The sequence below is a fragment of the Dialister sp. genome (assembly GCF_047832375.1).
In the GTDB taxonomy this organism is placed as follows: Bacteria; Bacillota; Negativicutes; order Veillonellales; family Dialisteraceae; genus Dialister.
On sequence record NZ_CP181256.1, the window covers coordinates 1,669,496 to 1,685,668 of the forward strand.

At 52.2% G+C, this 16,173-nt stretch carries 13 protein-coding genes; 1 reads left to right on the forward strand and 12 read right to left on the reverse strand.

Features of this window, described 5'->3' with window-relative positions:
* Window positions 1-290: 290 nt before the first annotated feature.
* The 7 genes from ACFWUL_RS06700 to hslV all read right to left on the reverse strand — a co-directional run bounded on the left by ACFWUL_RS06700 (window position 291) and on the right by hslV (window position 7,849).
* Complete coding sequence (locus ACFWUL_RS06700; RefSeq protein ID WP_416176789.1) at window positions 291-1,139, reverse strand: transporter substrate-binding domain-containing protein; 849 nt, start codon at window positions 1,137-1,139, stop codon at window positions 291-293.
* A gap of 44 nt (window positions 1,140-1,183) precedes the next feature.
* The gene (locus ACFWUL_RS06705; RefSeq protein ID WP_416176790.1) at window positions 1,184-2,044 is read right to left on the reverse strand and encodes a transporter substrate-binding domain-containing protein; all 861 of its coding nucleotides are present in this window, start codon (window positions 2,042-2,044) and stop codon (window positions 1,184-1,186) included.
* A gap of 298 nt (window positions 2,045-2,342) precedes the next feature.
* Window positions 2,343-3,122 (reverse strand): type III pantothenate kinase, encoded by a 780-nt coding sequence (locus ACFWUL_RS06710; protein ID WP_297023242.1) that lies wholly within the window; start codon window positions 3,120-3,122, stop codon window positions 2,343-2,345.
* 635 nt (window positions 3,123-3,757) lie between these two features.
* Window positions 3,758-4,309, reverse strand: a complete 552-nt coding sequence (locus ACFWUL_RS06715) for a biotin transporter BioY (protein ID WP_416176791.1) — start codon at window positions 4,307-4,309, stop codon at window positions 3,758-3,760.
* Between the two features lie 159 nt (window positions 4,310-4,468).
* Window positions 4,469-5,458 (reverse strand): biotin--[acetyl-CoA-carboxylase] ligase, encoded by a 990-nt coding sequence (locus ACFWUL_RS06720; RefSeq protein WP_297023248.1) that lies wholly within the window; start codon window positions 5,456-5,458, stop codon window positions 4,469-4,471.
* Between the two features lie 505 nt (window positions 5,459-5,963).
* Window positions 5,964-7,319 carry an ATP-dependent protease ATPase subunit HslU gene (gene hslU, locus ACFWUL_RS06725; protein ID WP_297023250.1) on the reverse strand — a complete coding sequence of 452 codons (1,356 nt, stop codon included), beginning with the start codon at window positions 7,317-7,319 and terminating at the stop codon, window positions 5,964-5,966.
* A complete protein-coding gene (gene hslV, locus ACFWUL_RS06730) occupies window positions 7,319-7,849 on the reverse strand; it encodes an ATP-dependent protease subunit HslV (RefSeq protein WP_296097209.1) in 531 nt (176 codons plus the stop codon). The genes hslU and hslV overlap by 1 nt, the downstream gene beginning before the upstream one ends.
* Window positions 7,850-8,396: 547 nt before the next feature.
* On the opposite strand from hslV, the gene ACFWUL_RS06735 reads away from it, so the two are divergent.
* On the forward strand, window positions 8,397-8,864 hold the full coding sequence (locus ACFWUL_RS06735; protein ID WP_416176792.1) for a PaaI family thioesterase: 468 nt from the start codon (window positions 8,397-8,399) through the stop codon (window positions 8,862-8,864).
* Window positions 8,865-9,125: 261 nt separating this feature from the next.
* Here ACFWUL_RS06735 and ACFWUL_RS06740 read toward each other — a convergent pair whose 3' ends face one another.
* The 5 genes from ACFWUL_RS06740 to ACFWUL_RS06760 form a co-directional block, all read right to left on the reverse strand.
* Window positions 9,126-10,412: an O-acetylhomoserine aminocarboxypropyltransferase/cysteine synthase family protein gene (locus ACFWUL_RS06740; protein WP_416176793.1), complete on the reverse strand. Its 1,287-nt coding sequence runs from the start codon at window positions 10,410-10,412 to the stop codon at window positions 9,126-9,128.
* 875 nt (window positions 10,413-11,287) lie between these two features.
* The gene (locus tag ACFWUL_RS06745; protein ID WP_416176794.1) at window positions 11,288-11,953 is read right to left on the reverse strand and encodes a phosphoribosylanthranilate isomerase; all 666 of its coding nucleotides are present in this window, start codon (window positions 11,951-11,953) and stop codon (window positions 11,288-11,290) included.
* Between the two features lie 296 nt (window positions 11,954-12,249).
* The gene (locus ACFWUL_RS06750; protein WP_297023263.1) at window positions 12,250-13,086 is read right to left on the reverse strand and encodes a hypothetical protein; all 837 of its coding nucleotides are present in this window, start codon (window positions 13,084-13,086) and stop codon (window positions 12,250-12,252) included.
* A 509-nt stretch (window positions 13,087-13,595) separates the two neighbouring features.
* Entirely contained in the window at window positions 13,596-14,504 is a 909-nt protein-coding gene (gene murB, locus ACFWUL_RS06755; protein WP_297020303.1) for a UDP-N-acetylmuramate dehydrogenase, read from the reverse strand.
* A gap of 152 nt (window positions 14,505-14,656) precedes the next feature.
* A complete protein-coding gene (locus ACFWUL_RS06760; RefSeq protein WP_416176795.1) occupies window positions 14,657-16,150 on the reverse strand; it encodes an ISLre2 family transposase in 1,494 nt (497 codons plus the stop codon).
* Window positions 16,151-16,173: the final 23 nt, after the last annotated feature.

A 16,173-nucleotide genomic window follows, 5' to 3' on the forward strand; every position in this document is an offset into this window, starting at 1 on the left:
CCCGGCGGTGGCGCCGTAGGCGACGGAGGTTCGCTGTAGAAAGCGCCGCAGGCTGGTCTACCTCACGTCCCCGCTTTGGGAAGGCGTCGCCTTCCCAAAGCCACAACCCGGTCGGGCCAGCGAAGCGGCGCCCGACCCACAACCCTTAGCCCCATCCATCCGAGTGGCCCGCCGGCCCACCACCGTCACCATCAGCTCACCGCAATGGTCCAAATTCGGCCAGCACATAAAAATCCGGGAGTCATGCATAAACTTGCATGACTCCCGGATTAATCGATTACTCTAATTCCTTACTTGCTTGCTTTCTCCACGGCGATACGGCTGTATTCATCCACCCACTTGTCAAACTGTCCGGATTCCGTATCCTGTTTGATGATGTCATTGATGATTTTCACCACATCGTCATTTCCCTTCTGCAGGGCCACGGCGGAAACCTTTTTGGCCCCATCGAACTGTACATCCGCCAGTGCCAGGTCATCGTTGAAGATGAGGTACTGCTTCGTAACGACCCCTTCCAGTACAATGCCGTCAAGCTTGCCGTTCTTCAGCTGGAGGATGGCATCGGGCACGCTGGAAAGGCCGATGGCCTTTGCCCCTTCGATTTTCTGGGCTGTAGCTTCCTGTGTCGTCGACTTTTCGGCGCCGATGACCTTCCCCTTCAGATCGGCCATGGACTTGTATTCATGCTGGTTTTCCTTCCGCACCAGCAGTTTCTGTTCCGTCGGCAGGTAAATATCGGAGAAGGCCATGGCCTTTTCCCGTTCCGGTGTCGGCGATACGCCGCCCACTGCAATATCCACCTTTCCGGAGGTAACCGAAGAAAGGAGGGCAGAGAAGCTCATGTCCTGCACTTCCAGTTTCACGCCCAGTTTGTCAGCGATCTGCTTGCACATTTCCATGTCCAGGCCGATGACCTTCTTGTCCGGCGATTCCGCATCCACAAACACATAGGGCGGATAACCGGAGGACGTGCCTACAATCAGTTTTCCCCTCTGCTTGATGGTCTGCATCAGTTTACTCTGCTGCTGGCCTCCGGTGCTGCCGCTTTTGGCAGGCTCATTGCTGCTGCCGCAGCCCGCCATGGCCAGGGACCCCAGAAGGGCCGCCCCCAGAAGCATGAGTTTCATGGATTTTTTCATTATACTCTCCCTCTTTCTTCTCCATTACCCCTATGGGCAGGAAATCACTTGGACTGTGCGTTTTCGACGGCTTTCTTCGTCATTTCATCCACCCATTTATCGATGTTGCCGTTTTCCTGGTTTTCTTTGATCACTTCATTAATCACCGCAATCACATCATCGCTTCCCTTGGGAACAGCCACAGCGGAACCGCCGGAATATTTATCGAAATAAATATTCGTGGCCGCCAGGTCATCGTTGGTCACCAGGTACTGGCCACCTACGATGTTCTGTACCGGCACCGCATCCACCTTGCCCTGCTTCAGCTCCAGCAGTGCGTCCGGTACTTTGGCCAGCGCCACGATCTGGGCATTGGGGATCTGGGATGTGGCCAGCTTTTCCTGGATCGTAGATTTCTGTACAGCGATTTTCTTTCCGGAGAAATCGGCCAGGGTCTTATACTTTCCTGCATCTTCCTTACGGACCAGAAGTGTCTGCTTTCCTTCCAGATAGTTATTAGAGAAATCAACGGTCTTTTTCCGTTCCTCCGTAGGGTTGATGGCAGAAATGGCGATATCCACCTTCCCCGTGGTGATGGAGGACAGGAGAGACTGGAAAGTCATATCCTGGACCTCCAGCTTTACTCCCAGTTTCCGGGCCACAGCCTCCGCAATCTTCATATCGATGCCATCGATTTTCTTCTGGTCCTTCACCGATGTATCCAGGAATTCATAGGGTGGAAAACCGGAAGCCGTACCTACCACCAGTTTACCATCTTTCTTGATTTTCTGCATAAGGGCGCTCTGGGAAGAGCTGCCTGCCGGAGAGGAAGCTGCCTTCTGGCTTCCGCTGCCTCCGCAGCCTCCCATAAGAATGACCCCTGCCGCTGCCAGTCCAAGAACTGCTGCTTTCATTACTCTATTCATAGTGCCGCCTCCTGTATAAAATTGCATCGATTTCTTATAAATATACATCTATATGAAATAAAATGCAACTAGTGAAAAGTGACTGAGGTGAGGGGCGCACCAATCACATAGAGCAGTGAATTATATAGTTGGCGGCAAAGACGCAGGAAGGCTCTACCTCGAAGAAGCAGAATCTGCTAAGTGAATGATGGAGCAGCAATCGGTGCTGTCTGAAGTCTGGTTGTCTCACGTCTATCAGCTGACCCTCCTCCACCAATTCACTGCATAAAAAAAACCGTCCCGAAGGACGGTTTTTTATTTATTTTCTATCATTTTTATTCTTGTCATACAGTACCAGGAGGCCTTTCAGCGTCAGCATGGGATCCACCACATCGATGGTACGGGAAGACTTGGCGATGAGGGTAGCCAGGCCGCCGGTGGCAATGACTTTTACATTCGGTTCATTCAGTTCTACCTTGATGCGGTTTACGATTTCATCGATCTGCCCTACGAAGCCGTAGTATATGCCGGCCTGCATGGCGGAGACCGTGTTGCGGCAGATGATTTTCGGCGTCTTCACCAGTTCGATACGGGGCAGCTTCGATGCTCTCTGGAACAGGGCTTCCATGGAAATGCCAATGCCCGGTGCCACAGCGCCGCCCAGGTAATTGCCTTTGGTATCCACTACGCAGAACGTGGTGGCCGTACCCATGTCGATAATGATGAGGGGGCAGTCATATTCGGCAATCGCTGCCACCGCATTGACGATACGGTCGGCACCCAGTTCTTTTGGGTTATCGTAAAGGATATTCAGACCGGTCTTGATGCCGGGGCCCACCATGATGGGTTTCGTATGGAAATACCGCTGGCACATGGTTTCCAGAATCGGAATAATTGGCGGTACAACGGTGGAAATGATGACATCTTCCACATCTTTGAATTCCAAACCGTTCAGATGAAACAGGGTTCCCAGAAGGGCAGCATAGCCATCAGCGGTCTGCAGGGTATCCGTCGCCACCCGCCAGTGGCGGATAAGCTTTCTTTCCTTGTATACACCACAGACAATATTCGTATTCCCTACATCAAAAGCAAGAAGCATCTGAATCTCCTCCGAATCAATGACAGAATGTCACAGTTTTGTTCTCATCAAGTGTATAATGCACGTCCCGTTCTGTCAAGGGAATCCATAACAAATTGCATAAATTCTCGCAAAGTTTTATATCATTTCGAAAAGTCATAGATTATATGATATGTATCAGCTATGACGCTGGCGCGGTCAAGCGGTACGACGTTTGGGGCCCTGGGCTGATCAGGCCCTGCGGGGAAATAAGATCGAGATTGAGACCGAGATTGAGGGGAATGGGGCCAGAGGCCCTAGGGGGATAGATTCAGGTCCAGGTCTAGATCTTCAGCGGCTCCGCCGCGGATTTCATGTGACAGACCAGCGTGCGACCCTGTGGAGCTTTTAGCTGCCGGATCCAGTGGCCAGGTGACCAGGCCCTTCGGGCAAATGAGACCGAGATCGAGGCCGAGATCGAGGGGAATGGGGCCGGAGGCCCCGGGAATCCGGATTCGGACCATCGGCGGTGAAGCCGCTAACGTCAATACATAAGGCGGCGCTATAGTATTTACGCGGCGCCACCGCCATTCCTCATTCCTGTTATTTCTCATTTCCCAACAAAAAAGGCCGCAGGCTGCGGTCTTTTTTTCGTACTATCAATGTTCCGTAGATGCCTAGTAGCCGGCCTGGTTCAGGGACTGGCGGATCCGGGTGCCCAGGATGACACCCAGTACCACTTTGATCAGGTCAAACGCTACGAAGGGGAATACGGTGAGAGTCAGTGCTGTCCACAGGGGCATTTCTTTTCCCAGGCCGAAATGGAAGTATCCCATGAACCATACAAGGCCCAGAAGATAGCAGCAGATGAGTCCCAGCACCGCGGCGGAAACCTGGCGGAGGAAGTGGCCCTTTTCAGCAAGCCGGAATCCGGAAACCCATGCCATCACCACGAACCCCAGGTAGTAGCCGCCTACAGGGGAAAGGAAAATGCCGGCTCCTGCTTTGCCCATGGTGAGAATCGGAACGCCCATAAGCCCCAGGAGGAGCCAGAGCCCTATGGAAATGGCCCCCCATTTCCGGCCCAGTACACCACCGGCCAGGGCACAGACGAAACTTTGGAGAGTAATCGGCACCGGACCGATGGGGAACGTGAACTGGGACAGAATCGCCATAATTCCCGCAAATATGGCGGCACTGATCATATTATGCATTTTTTCTTTTTCCATAGGAATCCTCTTCTCCTTCTTTGGCTTACCGTCCGTGATTCAGACATGAAGAGTGAAATGCCCGGAACGGCTGCTGCTTACGTCAATCCCAAACTCTAAAAACTGGGACCTCTTCTTAACAGGGCACCAGCCCGGTGCCCTTCTTTGAATATGCAGTTTTTACCGTTTTGGTATCGGTGCATCAATGGGGCGGATGGATACATCCCCCGCCAGCACTCGGGTCACCGCCTTACCGGTATCCACGAGAAGGCATCCGTCCTTATCGATGCCTACAGCCTTTCCGGTATAGCTGTCATCGCCGAAAATGACCCGTACTTCCTGGCCGATCGTAACAGAAAGGGATTTCCAGTCTTCCAGAACCTTGTCAAATCCCTCTTCCTGGGCCACTTTGTACTCTTTTTCCAGTTCATAAAGGACCGCAGCCAGGAGATCTTTCCGGGATACATCGATGCCTTCATTCAGGAAGGAAGTCGCCGTTTCCCGTGCTTCTTCCGGGAAATCGTTCTTCTTCATGCCCGTATTGATGCCGATGCCGATGATGATGTAATCAATTTTTTCCATGGAAGCTGACATTTCCGTCAGGATGCCCACCATCTTCTTGCCGTGGTACAGGATATCGTTAGGCCACTTGATGCCCGCATCCTTCAGACCCATGCGGCGGATACCCCGGCATACGCCAATGGCAGCCAGCAGCGTACATTTGGCTGCTTCCATGGGGAAGAACTTCGGACGAAGGATGAGGGAGAACCAGATGCCCTTGGCGAAGGGGCAGTTAAATTTCCGTGTCAGCCGGCCATGGCCATTTGTCTGTTCTTCGGCAATGACGATGGTCCCCTCTTCCGCCCCTTTCCTGGCGATTTCCTTGGCTTCATCGTTGGTGGATGAAGTCGTTTCCAGGTACACCACATGGCGTCCGAAGGTTTCAGTATGAAGGGCACTCTCGATTTCCAGGGGTGTCAGGAGATTGGGTGCATAAATGAGCCGGTACCCCTTTCGGGTGCTGGATTCAAAAATATAGCCCCTCTCTTTCAATACGTTAATATGTTTCCAGATGGCTGTGCGGGAAACATGCAGGTCCCTGGAAATCTGCTGTCCCGATACAAATTGTCCATTTGCCTTTCTGAAATACTCCAGAATCTCGTTTCTCATAAAACGCCTCCTATATCTGTATAGATGATACCAGCAGCGCCGGAAATACTTTCTTTCCTGGCTGTACTATTTTCTCTAATTATAGTCAGTTGTAAACCATTAGTCAACCTCATTTATCATGTGCATTGACATTGTTTAAGATCGAGATTGAGTCAGTCAGCCTGCGGCGCAGATAGAGTACGGTTGGAGTCACTGAGAGCAAGGCCTTGAGCCTTGGGCATTGAGCTGGTCAGGCCCTTTGGGCCACAACCTTCTCCGCGGTTCTCGCCGTAAATGCACCCCTATTCCCGCTTCGCGGGAATTTCCCCCGGAGGGGAAAGCATGTTTCAGGAAAGCCAGGGAAGCGAAAAGTTCCCGCCGTTCAAACGCCCGCTCATTCATTTATCCCCTGGCTCGCAGGGCCTGATCAGCTCAAGGCTCAAGGCTGAATGCTCAAGGCCCTTATACGTTCGCACGCTGCATAATAAAAAGCTCCGGAGATGGATTTATCTCCGGAGCTGCCTTGTCACAGGATATAGTTTGAAATATCGATATTTTCCGTAATCTGTCCCAGCTTTTCCTTTACATAGGTACTGTCAATGGTAACTTCTTTATTTTCCAGGTCCGGCGCATCGAAGGAGAGATCCTCCAGCACCCGTTCCAGGATGGTATAGAGTCTTCTGGCTCCGATATCTTCCGTTTCTGAATTGACCCGGGATGCGATTTCTGCAATCGTATCCAGCGCGTCTTCCCGGAATGTCACCTTCACCCCTTCTGTTTCCAGAAGCGCCGTGTACTGGCGGATGAGCGCCTGTCTCGGTTCTGTCAGGATCCGGCGCAGGTCTTCCTTCGTGAGGCTGGAAAGTTCTACGCGGATAGGGAAACGGCCCTGCAATTCCGGAATGAGGTCACTGGGTTTAGAAACGTGGAAAGCGCCGGCAGCCATGAAGAGGATGTGATCCGTCTTCACCTGGCCGTACTTTGTCTTCACCGTAGCCCCTTCCACGATGGGGAGGATGTCCCGCTGCACCCCTTCCCGGGATACATCGGGACCGCCGGATGAACCGTGGCGTCCGGCGATTTTATCGATTTCATCAATGAAAATGATGCCCCGTTCCTCCGCATAATGGATGGCCCGGTCCTTCACCACTTCCATATCCACCATTTCGTCCGCCGCCTCTTCAGCCAGGATTTTCTTTGCATCCCGGACGGTGACTTTTTTCTTCTTCATCTTTTTCGGCATCATGCTGGTGATCATGATGGAAATCTGGTTGGCCTGCTCATTGTCAGACTGGGGAGCGCTCCCTCGGTCTTCCACTTCGATTTCAATCTGCCGGTCATCGAGTTCGCCGCTCCTGATCCGCCGCAGGAGGTCAGAGCGCCGTTCCTTTTCTCCTTCATCCTGGGGCGCTTCCTGTTTCTTCTCGCCGAAAATGATATCCATGGGACTTCTGGTCTCCGGTTTTTTCGATGGCCACATGGCTTCCCCGATGCGGCGCACCGCTTCTTCCTCCGCATCCCGGCCATGGCGGGAGGATTCTTCTTTTTTCACAAGCCGAACCGCTTCTTCTACCAGGTCCCGTACCATGGATTCCACATCCCGGCCTACATAGCCCACTTCCGTGTACTTTGTGGCTTCCACCTTCACAAAGGGGGCATGGGTGAGAGAGGCTATGCGGCGGGCAATCTCTGTCTTGCCCACTCCCGTAGGCCCGATGAGAAGGATGTTCTTCGGGCTGATTTCCTTTGCAATCTCCGGGGAAAGGCGGCTCGCCCGCCAGCGGTTTCGAAGGGCCACAGCCACAGAACGCTTTGCTTCTTTCTGTCCCACAATGTACTGGTCCAGATATTCTACAATTTTACGAGGTGTCAGTTCATCCATCAGATTTCCTCCACAATTACATTATGGTTTGTATATACACAGATATCCGCCGCAATATGGAGCGACTTCTCCGCAATCTCCCGGGCCGAGAGATTTGTGGACTGGGCCAGGGCCCGGGCTGCGGCCAGGGCATAGTTGCCGCCGCTTCCGATGGCCAGAATGCCATCGTCCGGCTCAATGACTTCCCCACTGCCGGAAACGAGGAACAGGTGCTCCCCATCTGTAAGAATCAGGAGAGCTTCCAGTTTCTGAAGCACCCGGTCACTGCGCCAATCCTTGGCAAATTCCACTGCCGCCCGGACCAGGTTCCCATTACAGTCACGGAGCTTGGATTCGAATTTATCAAAAAGGGAAAATGCATCGGCCACGGAGCCCGCAAAACCGGCAATGATTTTCCCATGGTACAGACGCCGTACCTTACGGGCTGTATTCTTCATGATCACCGCATTGCCCATGGTTACCTGTCCATCGCCGGCCATGGCGGTGTGGCCATCTTTCTTCACCGCCAGAATCGTTGTCGCTGTAAACATAGTACCTCCTGTCATGAATATAACAAATACTCTATGGTTCACTGCCAGAGGGCAGCTTGATTGTCATACCTTTATCTATTATACGTTACGGGGGTAGAAAATGACAGGAGGCTATAATGAGATCGAGGTCGAGACTGAGGGGATCCGCCTGCGGCGCTGTCATTTGGCTGAGAACCGTGCGAACGGACAGAGGCTTCTAGCTGTTAGCTGCTAGCTTCTAGGAAAATGGCCAGCCTGCAGCGCTTTCGTTTGAATATGAGTCGTACGAACATATGCGGGCATTGAGCCTTTAGCCTTGAGCATTGAGCTGGTCAGATCCTTTGGGCGGGAACCTGCTCTGCGGCTCTTGCCGTAAATGCACCCCTATTCCCTCTTCGCGGGACTTTCCCCAGAGGGGAATGCAGGTTTTAGTTTTCTGGCCCCCACTGTAGGAACTGCCGAAGGCTGATTATCTCGGTCTCGACCTCGACCTCATCGCCCCCACCTTGCATTCCCTATGCCCGTCGAGTAAGATAGAAAGGACATAGTAAAAAAGGATGGGATCCATATGGCAGACGAAATTGTTCAGATTACAGATCCGGAGAAAATCCGGCAGCATATACGGGATATTTACAGCAAGAACCATTTCATGGCTGATTATTTCCACATTCACATCGATGAAATTCACTGCGGCAGTGTAACAGTAAGCCTGAAGACAGACCCGTCAAAGCACAATAACCACACCGGCCGCCTCCATGGCGGGGTCCTTGTGGCCCTGGCCGATTCGGTTACCGGCGTCACCAGTGCCTCTGTGGGCGCTTCGGTGGTCACCGTATCCATGACCATGAATTTTATCCGTAACGCGAAATCCGGAGAAACGATACGGGTCACCAGCCACATCACCCACCGCGGCAGAAAGACCATTGTCATTGAAGCCAATATGTACGATGAGGAAAATCACCTCATGGCCAATATCCTGGCCACCATGATGGTGATGAAGCCTTTCCCGGAAATTCCGGAACACTGGGAAGGATGAGAGAAGCCTGCGGCGAAAAAAGATTTGAGAATTGAGTGCTGAGAATTGAGGCCAGGCGGCTTCACCGCAACCCGGTCTCATAAGGCGGCGCTTCCTGATTTGTGCGCCGCCGCCACCACTCCTCACTTCTCACTTCTCGCTTTTCCTTCACTCATCTGTACGACACTTATCCACATAGAAAAAACACCCAAAACGGCTTTCCCGTTTCGGGTGTTTTTTTGGTGCCATCTCCCCAGGAGTACAGCCCTTATCTATGACGTATCAGATTTTAGCCAGTGCCTGTTCCACGTCTTCCAGGAGGTCATCGATATTTTCGATGCCCACGGAAATACGGACCGTGCCCGGGGTGATGCCGGCAGCTCTCTGGGCTGCTTCATCCAGCTGCTGGTGGGTAGTGGATGCCGGATGGACTACGAGGGACTTGGAATCCCCTACGTTGGCCAGATCCGAGAAAATATCCAGGTTGTCGATAAATTTCCGGGCTGCCTGGAAGCCGTCTTTCAGTTCAATGGAGAAGATGGACCCTGCGCCTTTAGGCAGGTATTTCTGCTGGAGCTTGTGGTACGGGGAAGATTCGAGGCCCGGATAATTGACCTTGGCCACCTTCGGATGTTTTTCCAGGTATTCCGCCAGCTTCTGGGCGTTCGATACATGCCGTTCTACGCGGAGAGACAGAGTTTCCAGGCCCTGGATGAAGAACCATGCGGAAATGGGGGAAATGGCAGCGCCCGTATCCCTAAGGACTTTCGCCCGGATGCGGGTAACAAAGCCGGCCCCCGGTACGTCTTTGGCGAAGTTAATGCCGTGATAGGAAGCATCGGGATTGGCGAAATGGGGATACCGCTCCGGCTGGTTCCAGTCGAACTCACCATTTTCAATGATGGCGCCGCCCAGTGTGGTTCCATGGCCGCCGATGAATTTCGTGGTAGAGTGGATGACGATATCCAGTCCATGTTCCAGTGGCCGGAAGAGGTAAGGGGTGGCAAAGGTATTATCGATGAGAACCGGCAGATTGTGGGCATGGGCGATATCGCGGATGGCATCGAAGTCAGGGATATTGATGGCCGGGTTTCCCAGGGTTTCGATGTAAACGGCCTTTGTCTTCTCTGTGATGGCAGCTTCGATTTCTTCCGGATGGTCCGGGTTCACGAAACGGGTATGAATGCCCAGCTGGGGCAGGGTGTCTGTGAACAGTTCATAGGTGCCGCCGTAAAGGGTGGAAGCGGAAACGATCTCGTCACCGGCACCGGCAATATTCAGGATGGAATAGGTCACTGCCGCAGCGCCACTGGCTACAGCAAGGCCTGCTGTGCCCCCTTCCAGTGCTGCCAGCCGCTTTTCCAGTACATCCTGGGTGGGGTTCGTAAGGCGGCCATAGATAAATCCCGGTTTCCGAAGGGCGAAGAGGTCCTCCCCTTCCTGGGCATCATGGAATACGTAGGAAGTGGTCTGGTAAATAGGCACTGCCCGGGCTCCTGTGGTGGGATCCGGTACCTGTCCTGCATGCTGCTGAAGTGTTTCGAAACGATATTTCTTTGCGTCTGCCATAATTGATTCCTCCAATGATTGTAAATTGTATTTTATCTGCTCACTGCCTGTGTATCATTCCGTAAATCAATCAAAGTCCTACATCGGAAACCCACTGTCATATCCTGCTCCTCCTCTGTCTTAAGGTTTTTACTGCCAGACCGGAGTCCGGCGGTCTCAAGGCATTTCCTGTATGCCCCTGCGCTGTAACGGGCGTCTCCCGGATATTACACACTTTTATTTTCCATTGAATTTGAAAGGAAAATAAAAAACTCCCATCCTTTACCAGGACGAGAGACTCGTGTTTCCACCTAATATTCATGCCATTGTCACCAAAGGCACCTTATGGGGTACTTGATTGCCGCATACCCTGACCCTGTATCGGGAGTCCCCGGGAAAGCCTACTCTTCTTTCGGCCTTCCAAACTCAGAAATGCACTTCAGTCCCCTATCCATATCCGCTTCCACTCTCCGGACTCGCTAAGCTGTTTTCAGGAACCTACTCTTTTCTTCCTCGTTTGAAGTTGAGTTAACTGTATCATGGGATAGAAAGATTGTCAAGAAGAAATTCAAAAATAACCTGCGGCGCGAGTAAGAAGTGGCTGAAGGGTAACGCCTGGCGGCGAAGTGGCTTAAGGGGAATGGCCTGCGACCAAGGGGGTGGTGCGGCGCACAATTCATATAACGCCGCATTATGAATTCTGATTGCGGCTTTAATATAGTCAGGGGCCTGCTGACTCTATCACTAAAAATATAATTAACCATGCAGGGGGGCTAAGAGATAGTGGAAGCGCCACAGGTTGACCAGCTAAAAGGTAACAGCCAGAAGTTAAAAGCCCTTGAGCATTTGGCCGCTTACTTATTCACTCGTTCTCCGGCCCAAAGGGCCTAACCAGCTCAAGGCTCATTGCTCAAGGCAACCATACATTCACAGACACGCAGCTGCGCTTGCTGTCCATCTGCCTGCCGTACGGCACGGATGAAGGCGGCTATTTTCTCCGGGTCCTTCCCCTTCCGGTCTTCGTATTCCACACCGGAAGAGACATCCACCATATCCGGATGGACTTTATGTATGGCCTCTCCCACATTGGCCGCCGTCAGTCCGCCGGCAAGGATCCACTTCCTTCCCTTTCTGGGAAGGGCAGAAAGCCGATTCCAATCAAAGGATTTCCCGCTTCCCGGCTGGGCCGCATCGAACAGCCAGGCCGCCACACGGCCACCTTCCTCCATGTCCGGTGCCCCTTCTTTCATATTCACCGCCCGGATAACGGGAATGTGGATCCCTTCAAAAATCCGGGGATTCAGGGTCCCATGGATCTGGATATAGTCGAACCCCGCCTTCTCTATGGCCTCCACCTGCTCCATAGAAGGAGACACGGTGACCGCGGTCTTCCTGATTTTCTCCGGAACTGCCTTCATAATGGCCGCGGCTTCCGTGAGAGATATATTTCGTTTACTTTTGGGACAGAAAAGAATCATGCCCATGAAATCCACCTCTTCCGGTGGAAGATACTTCGTTTCTTCCGGCGAAGTAATGCCGCAGATTTTGATCTTTGTTCTCATAGATGCTGTCCTGTATGAATGTAAAATGGACGATGGAAAAATGAAAAATAGTGGTGGCGTCGCAAAAAAGGCAGCGGCCTTTGGACGTGGCTCTGTCCCATGGACAAGGTTCTGCCTGACGGCAAAGCTGTGGCCTGCGGCCAGGGGTGATGGCGGCGCACAAATTATATAGCGCCGCCTTATGAGACCAGCCCGCGGCGAAGCCGACTGGCCTCAATTCTCTTCACTCAATTCTCAAATCTTTTTCCACCGCAGGGCCTGACCGCCTGGATCCAGACCTGGCTGCTAGACCTAAATCAATCCTGGGCCACGCCGGTGACGATATCGATCTTCATGGTCTCCAGGGACATGCCCGTGGTGTATTCGATTTCCTTCTGCACATGGTCCCGCATGGTATGGATGGTCCGCTTGATTTCCTGGGGTGTACCGCTTCGAACAGTCACATCGAGCCGCAGGATCAGTCCGTTCACCTGACTTTCACTCTTCTTGCTCTTTACGTGGCGGATCCGGATTTTCTTCAGATTCCGTACGGCGTAACGGACCAGGTCCTCTATGACCCGGTCAGAAAAGGTCAGTTTTCCGTAATAGCTGAAAACCGGCCGCACCACGGACCGTTCATTCCATTCACTGAACCGCTTCGGCTCTTTTTTTCGGTTTCGAAGGAACCGGAGCGGGTCTACCATGTACCCTTTGAAATAGGGTTTGAGCTCCATGGTGGGCACAGGAATCACATGCTTACCTTCCTTATGCCGGGCCTCGCTGGCTTTCAGCATATCCTCAGGCTTCGCCACGTCTTCGATGCGGATATACTTCGACGGCATAGGAAGATCCAGGGCCTTCGCAATGGTCACCACCATCCGGTCCGACGTACCGAGGATGAGAACCCGTTTCGGATTGATTTTTCGGAGCGCATCGCGTACTTCATCCCGCTGTTCCTTATCCCAGAATATGGCCCGCCGCACAGCCTTCAGTCGGCTCGCTTCCCGTTTCGCCGATTTGCCCGCCACAATGCGGCTGTGATAAATCAGGATACCGTCATCAATAATGCAGGACGCCTTATTTTCATAGGCAATCACCAGGGCCCGGTCACTCTTCCCCGTCCCTGGCGGGCCATAAAATCCAATGGTTTCCATGGCATAGCTCCTTTCTTCACTTTGTTTTATCCATTATATCATGGAAGGGCCGTACAAGAGAGCCTGCAATGCCTGTATAGAGGAGCAGCATGCATTCGTGCGGAGACTTGAGCGCCTTAAGCTGTGCAGGTCCCTTGGACCAGGGAAGCGCTGATTAATTCGCAGAGTCAGATTTCATAAGGATTTTTATGCACTGCTTCGTCATAAATCGGCCAAGGGTAAAAGGAAGGCGCTTTTATGTGCAGAGAAAGCGCCAACTTACCTTGGCTCAGCAGTCCTATGCAGGACTGCTGCCTTAAATAGCTCGCTATTCGCGTCGAGTTATTCCTCGCATTGCATAAAAATCCAAGAATGAAATCTGGCAACGATTTAATCAGTGCTTCCCTAGATCCATCCGTTCTCTTCAGCTCTCCCTCAGCCACCGCAGCCACCTTTTCTTATGCCTTGAACAGAGCATAAAGATACAAAAAGGCCATGAAAGCATATCCGCTCTCACAGCCCTTTCATTTCTATTCTTCCCCTACGATCTGGACTTCCGTATGAAGGTCTACGCCGTAATTCTCTTTCACCTTTCGCTGCACATCGTGGATGAGATGAAGCATATCCTCGCAGCTGGCGTGGCCATTATTGATGAGGAAGCCCGCATGCTTTTCGCTGACCTGGGCATCTCCCACTGCATATCCCTTAAGCCCCAGTTCCTCGATCATCTGGCCTACGAAGTGGCCTGCCGGCCTCTTGAACGTACTGCCGGCACTCCGCTTTTCCAGGGGCTGCTTCGTCCGCCGCCGATGGTTCAGGTCATCCATGAGAGCCCGGATATCCTTCTTATTCCCCTGCTTCAGAGACAGGGTGATGTCTACGATGACCTCGCCATTTTCCATGAACAGGCTGTGACGGTAGGAATAGCCGATGTCATGGCTGTCATAGGTGATGAGGTCCCCCTTAGCATCACAGGTGGTGGCGGAAACGATGATTTTCGACATTTCTCCGCCATAGGCGCCAGCGTTCATATAGGCTGCGCCGCCGATGGTGCCCGGAATGCCGCTGGCAAATTCCATGCCCGAAAGTCCATTCTCATAGGCCGCCTGGGCTGCCTGGGCCGTAGAAACGCCGCTGGACACTTTCAAAAGGTTACCGTTCTGTTCGATTTTATGGAGCCGTCCGGTAAAAATGACTACCCCACGAATTCCCTTATCCCGTACCAGCAGGTTCGCTCCTCCGCCCAGGATAAAAACGGGAATATGATTCCTGTGGGCCAGCTTTGTCACTACGCAGAGTTCCTCCGCCGTCTTCGGCACCAAAAAACAATCCGCCGGGCCGCCGATACCAAAAGTGGTATGACGGCTCATGGGTTCATTGATTTTTATCTGCTTTTCATCTAAAACATTAGTAAAAATCTGTGCATATTCTTTATTCATACATGTCCCTTTTCCATTGAAATAATTACTCATATTATTATAAATTTGCCCGATGGTATCGTCAATGGAAAACGTGAAATTGGTATGTGTCAAGGTTTTCTCGGTACTTTATTTGACAGTCGACGTTATCAGGTTTCCCAGCCTCTGCTTTCTCAATAAATCTGTATCGCTTTAGCAAGCTGGCCCATCGGAGTTGAAGTCGCTCCATATACGCCTATACGGCCTTCCAGGCACCCGGGACGGTAATTCCGTGCGTTCCTGTGCCATTTAGCGTCCCTGGCGGCTTTGCGGTTCGTTTTTACGGCTGCTACGACCGCCTTATGCATCTGCCGGTCCATCTTCTTGTAGGCTTTGCCTGCAGCACAGTAAATCAGGGCTTTTTCCAAAGTGTCATTCTGGGTAGCAGTAATCAGCGTGCCTATTGAATCCATACCTATCCTGCACCAGCTGCGCCCCTGCTTTTTCAGACGGTAGCTATAGCGTCGGTGGTTGCTTTCAGCTGCCCCCAGTTGGATATCGGTTCGGATTCCGCGCTCCCGGATGCCCGGGATATAGTCGGCGTTGCGACTCAGATAGTCTGCCAGTCTCCGTACCTGCTCGGCCTGTTCTTCTGTTTCTGCGTAGCTGGCAGCCGCATCCAGATATGGCTTCATATCTGTGATGACATTTCTGCTCTTATTCAGTTCAAGCACGAATTTATCGATGAATCCACGTGGGCAGAAGCTGAGGCGGGTCCGCACTTTCTCATTCACATGGTATCTGTCCCGGAAATGGTAATGTGTCTTGCATCCCTCGACTATATCGTCGAAGTCACCGAAATTATATCCTGCTCCGCCATCCCCGTTGGAAAGTACTGTAATCTCGCTCAGATTGTACCGGCCATGCACCCACACCTTGACGAGTTCAACCAGCCTTTTCCTATCCGTTCCAGAGAAGCAGTTGTACCCTGTCAGTCTCGAACGTTTCCCATTCTTCTCGACGCCCTCATAGACCTGGATTCGGTGAAGTTCTATGTTCTGGCCGCCTTTGGTATCGGTGTCGGGGTCCGCCTGCTGCTTCATTACAATCCCATCGCCCTCAATAGCCAGCAGCCCGTCCTCCGGTACTCTCTTCTCGGCCTGCTCCATAGCTGCATCTGCTGCTTCGTATTTTCTGACCATTTGGGCGGCAGCGCGGCTGAGATTTGAAACTGTCTGATGTGAAATATCCGTCTGGGTCAGAATTTTCACGATATGGCTCACATTACGGAACTGGGTAACCTGGGTAGCCTGCGCAATGCGCAGAATCACTCCCATGCTATAGTGACGGGAAGGCAGAAATCCAAATTTCTTATCTAACGGGTAAAATCCCTGCTTTCCGGCCATCTCCAGCCGCCTCCGCTTGTAGGTGACAGGACCAAACAGGCAGTATATGGTTCTGGAATCCCGCCGGGAAATCCGCCACCCCTGAGGCTTGTAGACCCTATCGTACAGCTCGCCATCGATCATTTCGAAGGCCGTCGCCACAAGAAGGCCAAAGAGTTCCGTGAAGAGGTGCCAGAGAACCTGCTCCATGGCCAGTGAATCCTTAGAATCCTTGATACTCTTGAGAATTTCCTCCTGAATAAAAGGTTTGAAAAGTTCGATATTCTCTGATAAAATGCTCATTGGGAAGAGTCCTTTCTTTTGAT

Excerpts from the sequence above, each read along its gene's own strand:
- ACFWUL_RS06700 (WP_416176789.1), bottom strand. The coding sequence starts at position 1,139 with ATGAAAAAATCCATGAAACTCATGCTTCTGGGGGCGGCCCTTCTGGGG.
- ACFWUL_RS06705 (WP_416176790.1), bottom strand. The coding sequence starts at position 2,044 with ATGAATAGAGTAATGAAAGCAGCAGTTCTTGGACTGGCAGCGGCAGGG.
- ACFWUL_RS06710 (WP_297023242.1), bottom strand. The coding sequence starts at position 3,122 with ATGCTTCTTGCTTTTGATGTAGGGAATACGAATATTGTCTGTGGTGTA.
- ACFWUL_RS06715 (WP_416176791.1), bottom strand. The coding sequence starts at position 4,309 with ATGGAAAAAGAAAAAATGCATAATATGATCAGTGCCGCCATATTTGCG.
- ACFWUL_RS06720 (WP_297023248.1), bottom strand. The coding sequence starts at position 5,458 with ATGAGAAACGAGATTCTGGAGTATTTCAGAAAGGCAAATGGACAATTT.
- hslU (WP_297023250.1), bottom strand. The coding sequence starts at position 7,319 with ATGGATGAACTGACACCTCGTAAAATTGTAGAATATCTGGACCAGTAC.
- hslV (WP_296097209.1), bottom strand. The coding sequence starts at position 7,849 with ATGTTTACAGCGACAACGATTCTGGCGGTGAAGAAAGATGGCCACACC.
- ACFWUL_RS06735 (WP_416176792.1), top strand. The coding sequence starts at position 8,397 with ATGGCAGACGAAATTGTTCAGATTACAGATCCGGAGAAAATCCGGCAG.
- ACFWUL_RS06740 (WP_416176793.1), bottom strand. The coding sequence starts at position 10,412 with ATGGCAGACGCAAAGAAATATCGTTTCGAAACACTTCAGCAGCATGCA.
- ACFWUL_RS06745 (WP_416176794.1), bottom strand. The coding sequence starts at position 11,953 with ATGAGAACAAAGATCAAAATCTGCGGCATTACTTCGCCGGAAGAAACG.
- ACFWUL_RS06750 (WP_297023263.1), bottom strand. The coding sequence starts at position 13,086 with ATGGAAACCATTGGATTTTATGGCCCGCCAGGGACGGGGAAGAGTGAC.
- murB (WP_297020303.1), bottom strand. The coding sequence starts at position 14,504 with ATGAATAAAGAATATGCACAGATTTTTACTAATGTTTTAGATGAAAAG.
- ACFWUL_RS06760 (WP_416176795.1), bottom strand. The coding sequence starts at position 16,150 with ATGAGCATTTTATCAGAGAATATCGAACTTTTCAAACCTTTTATTCAG.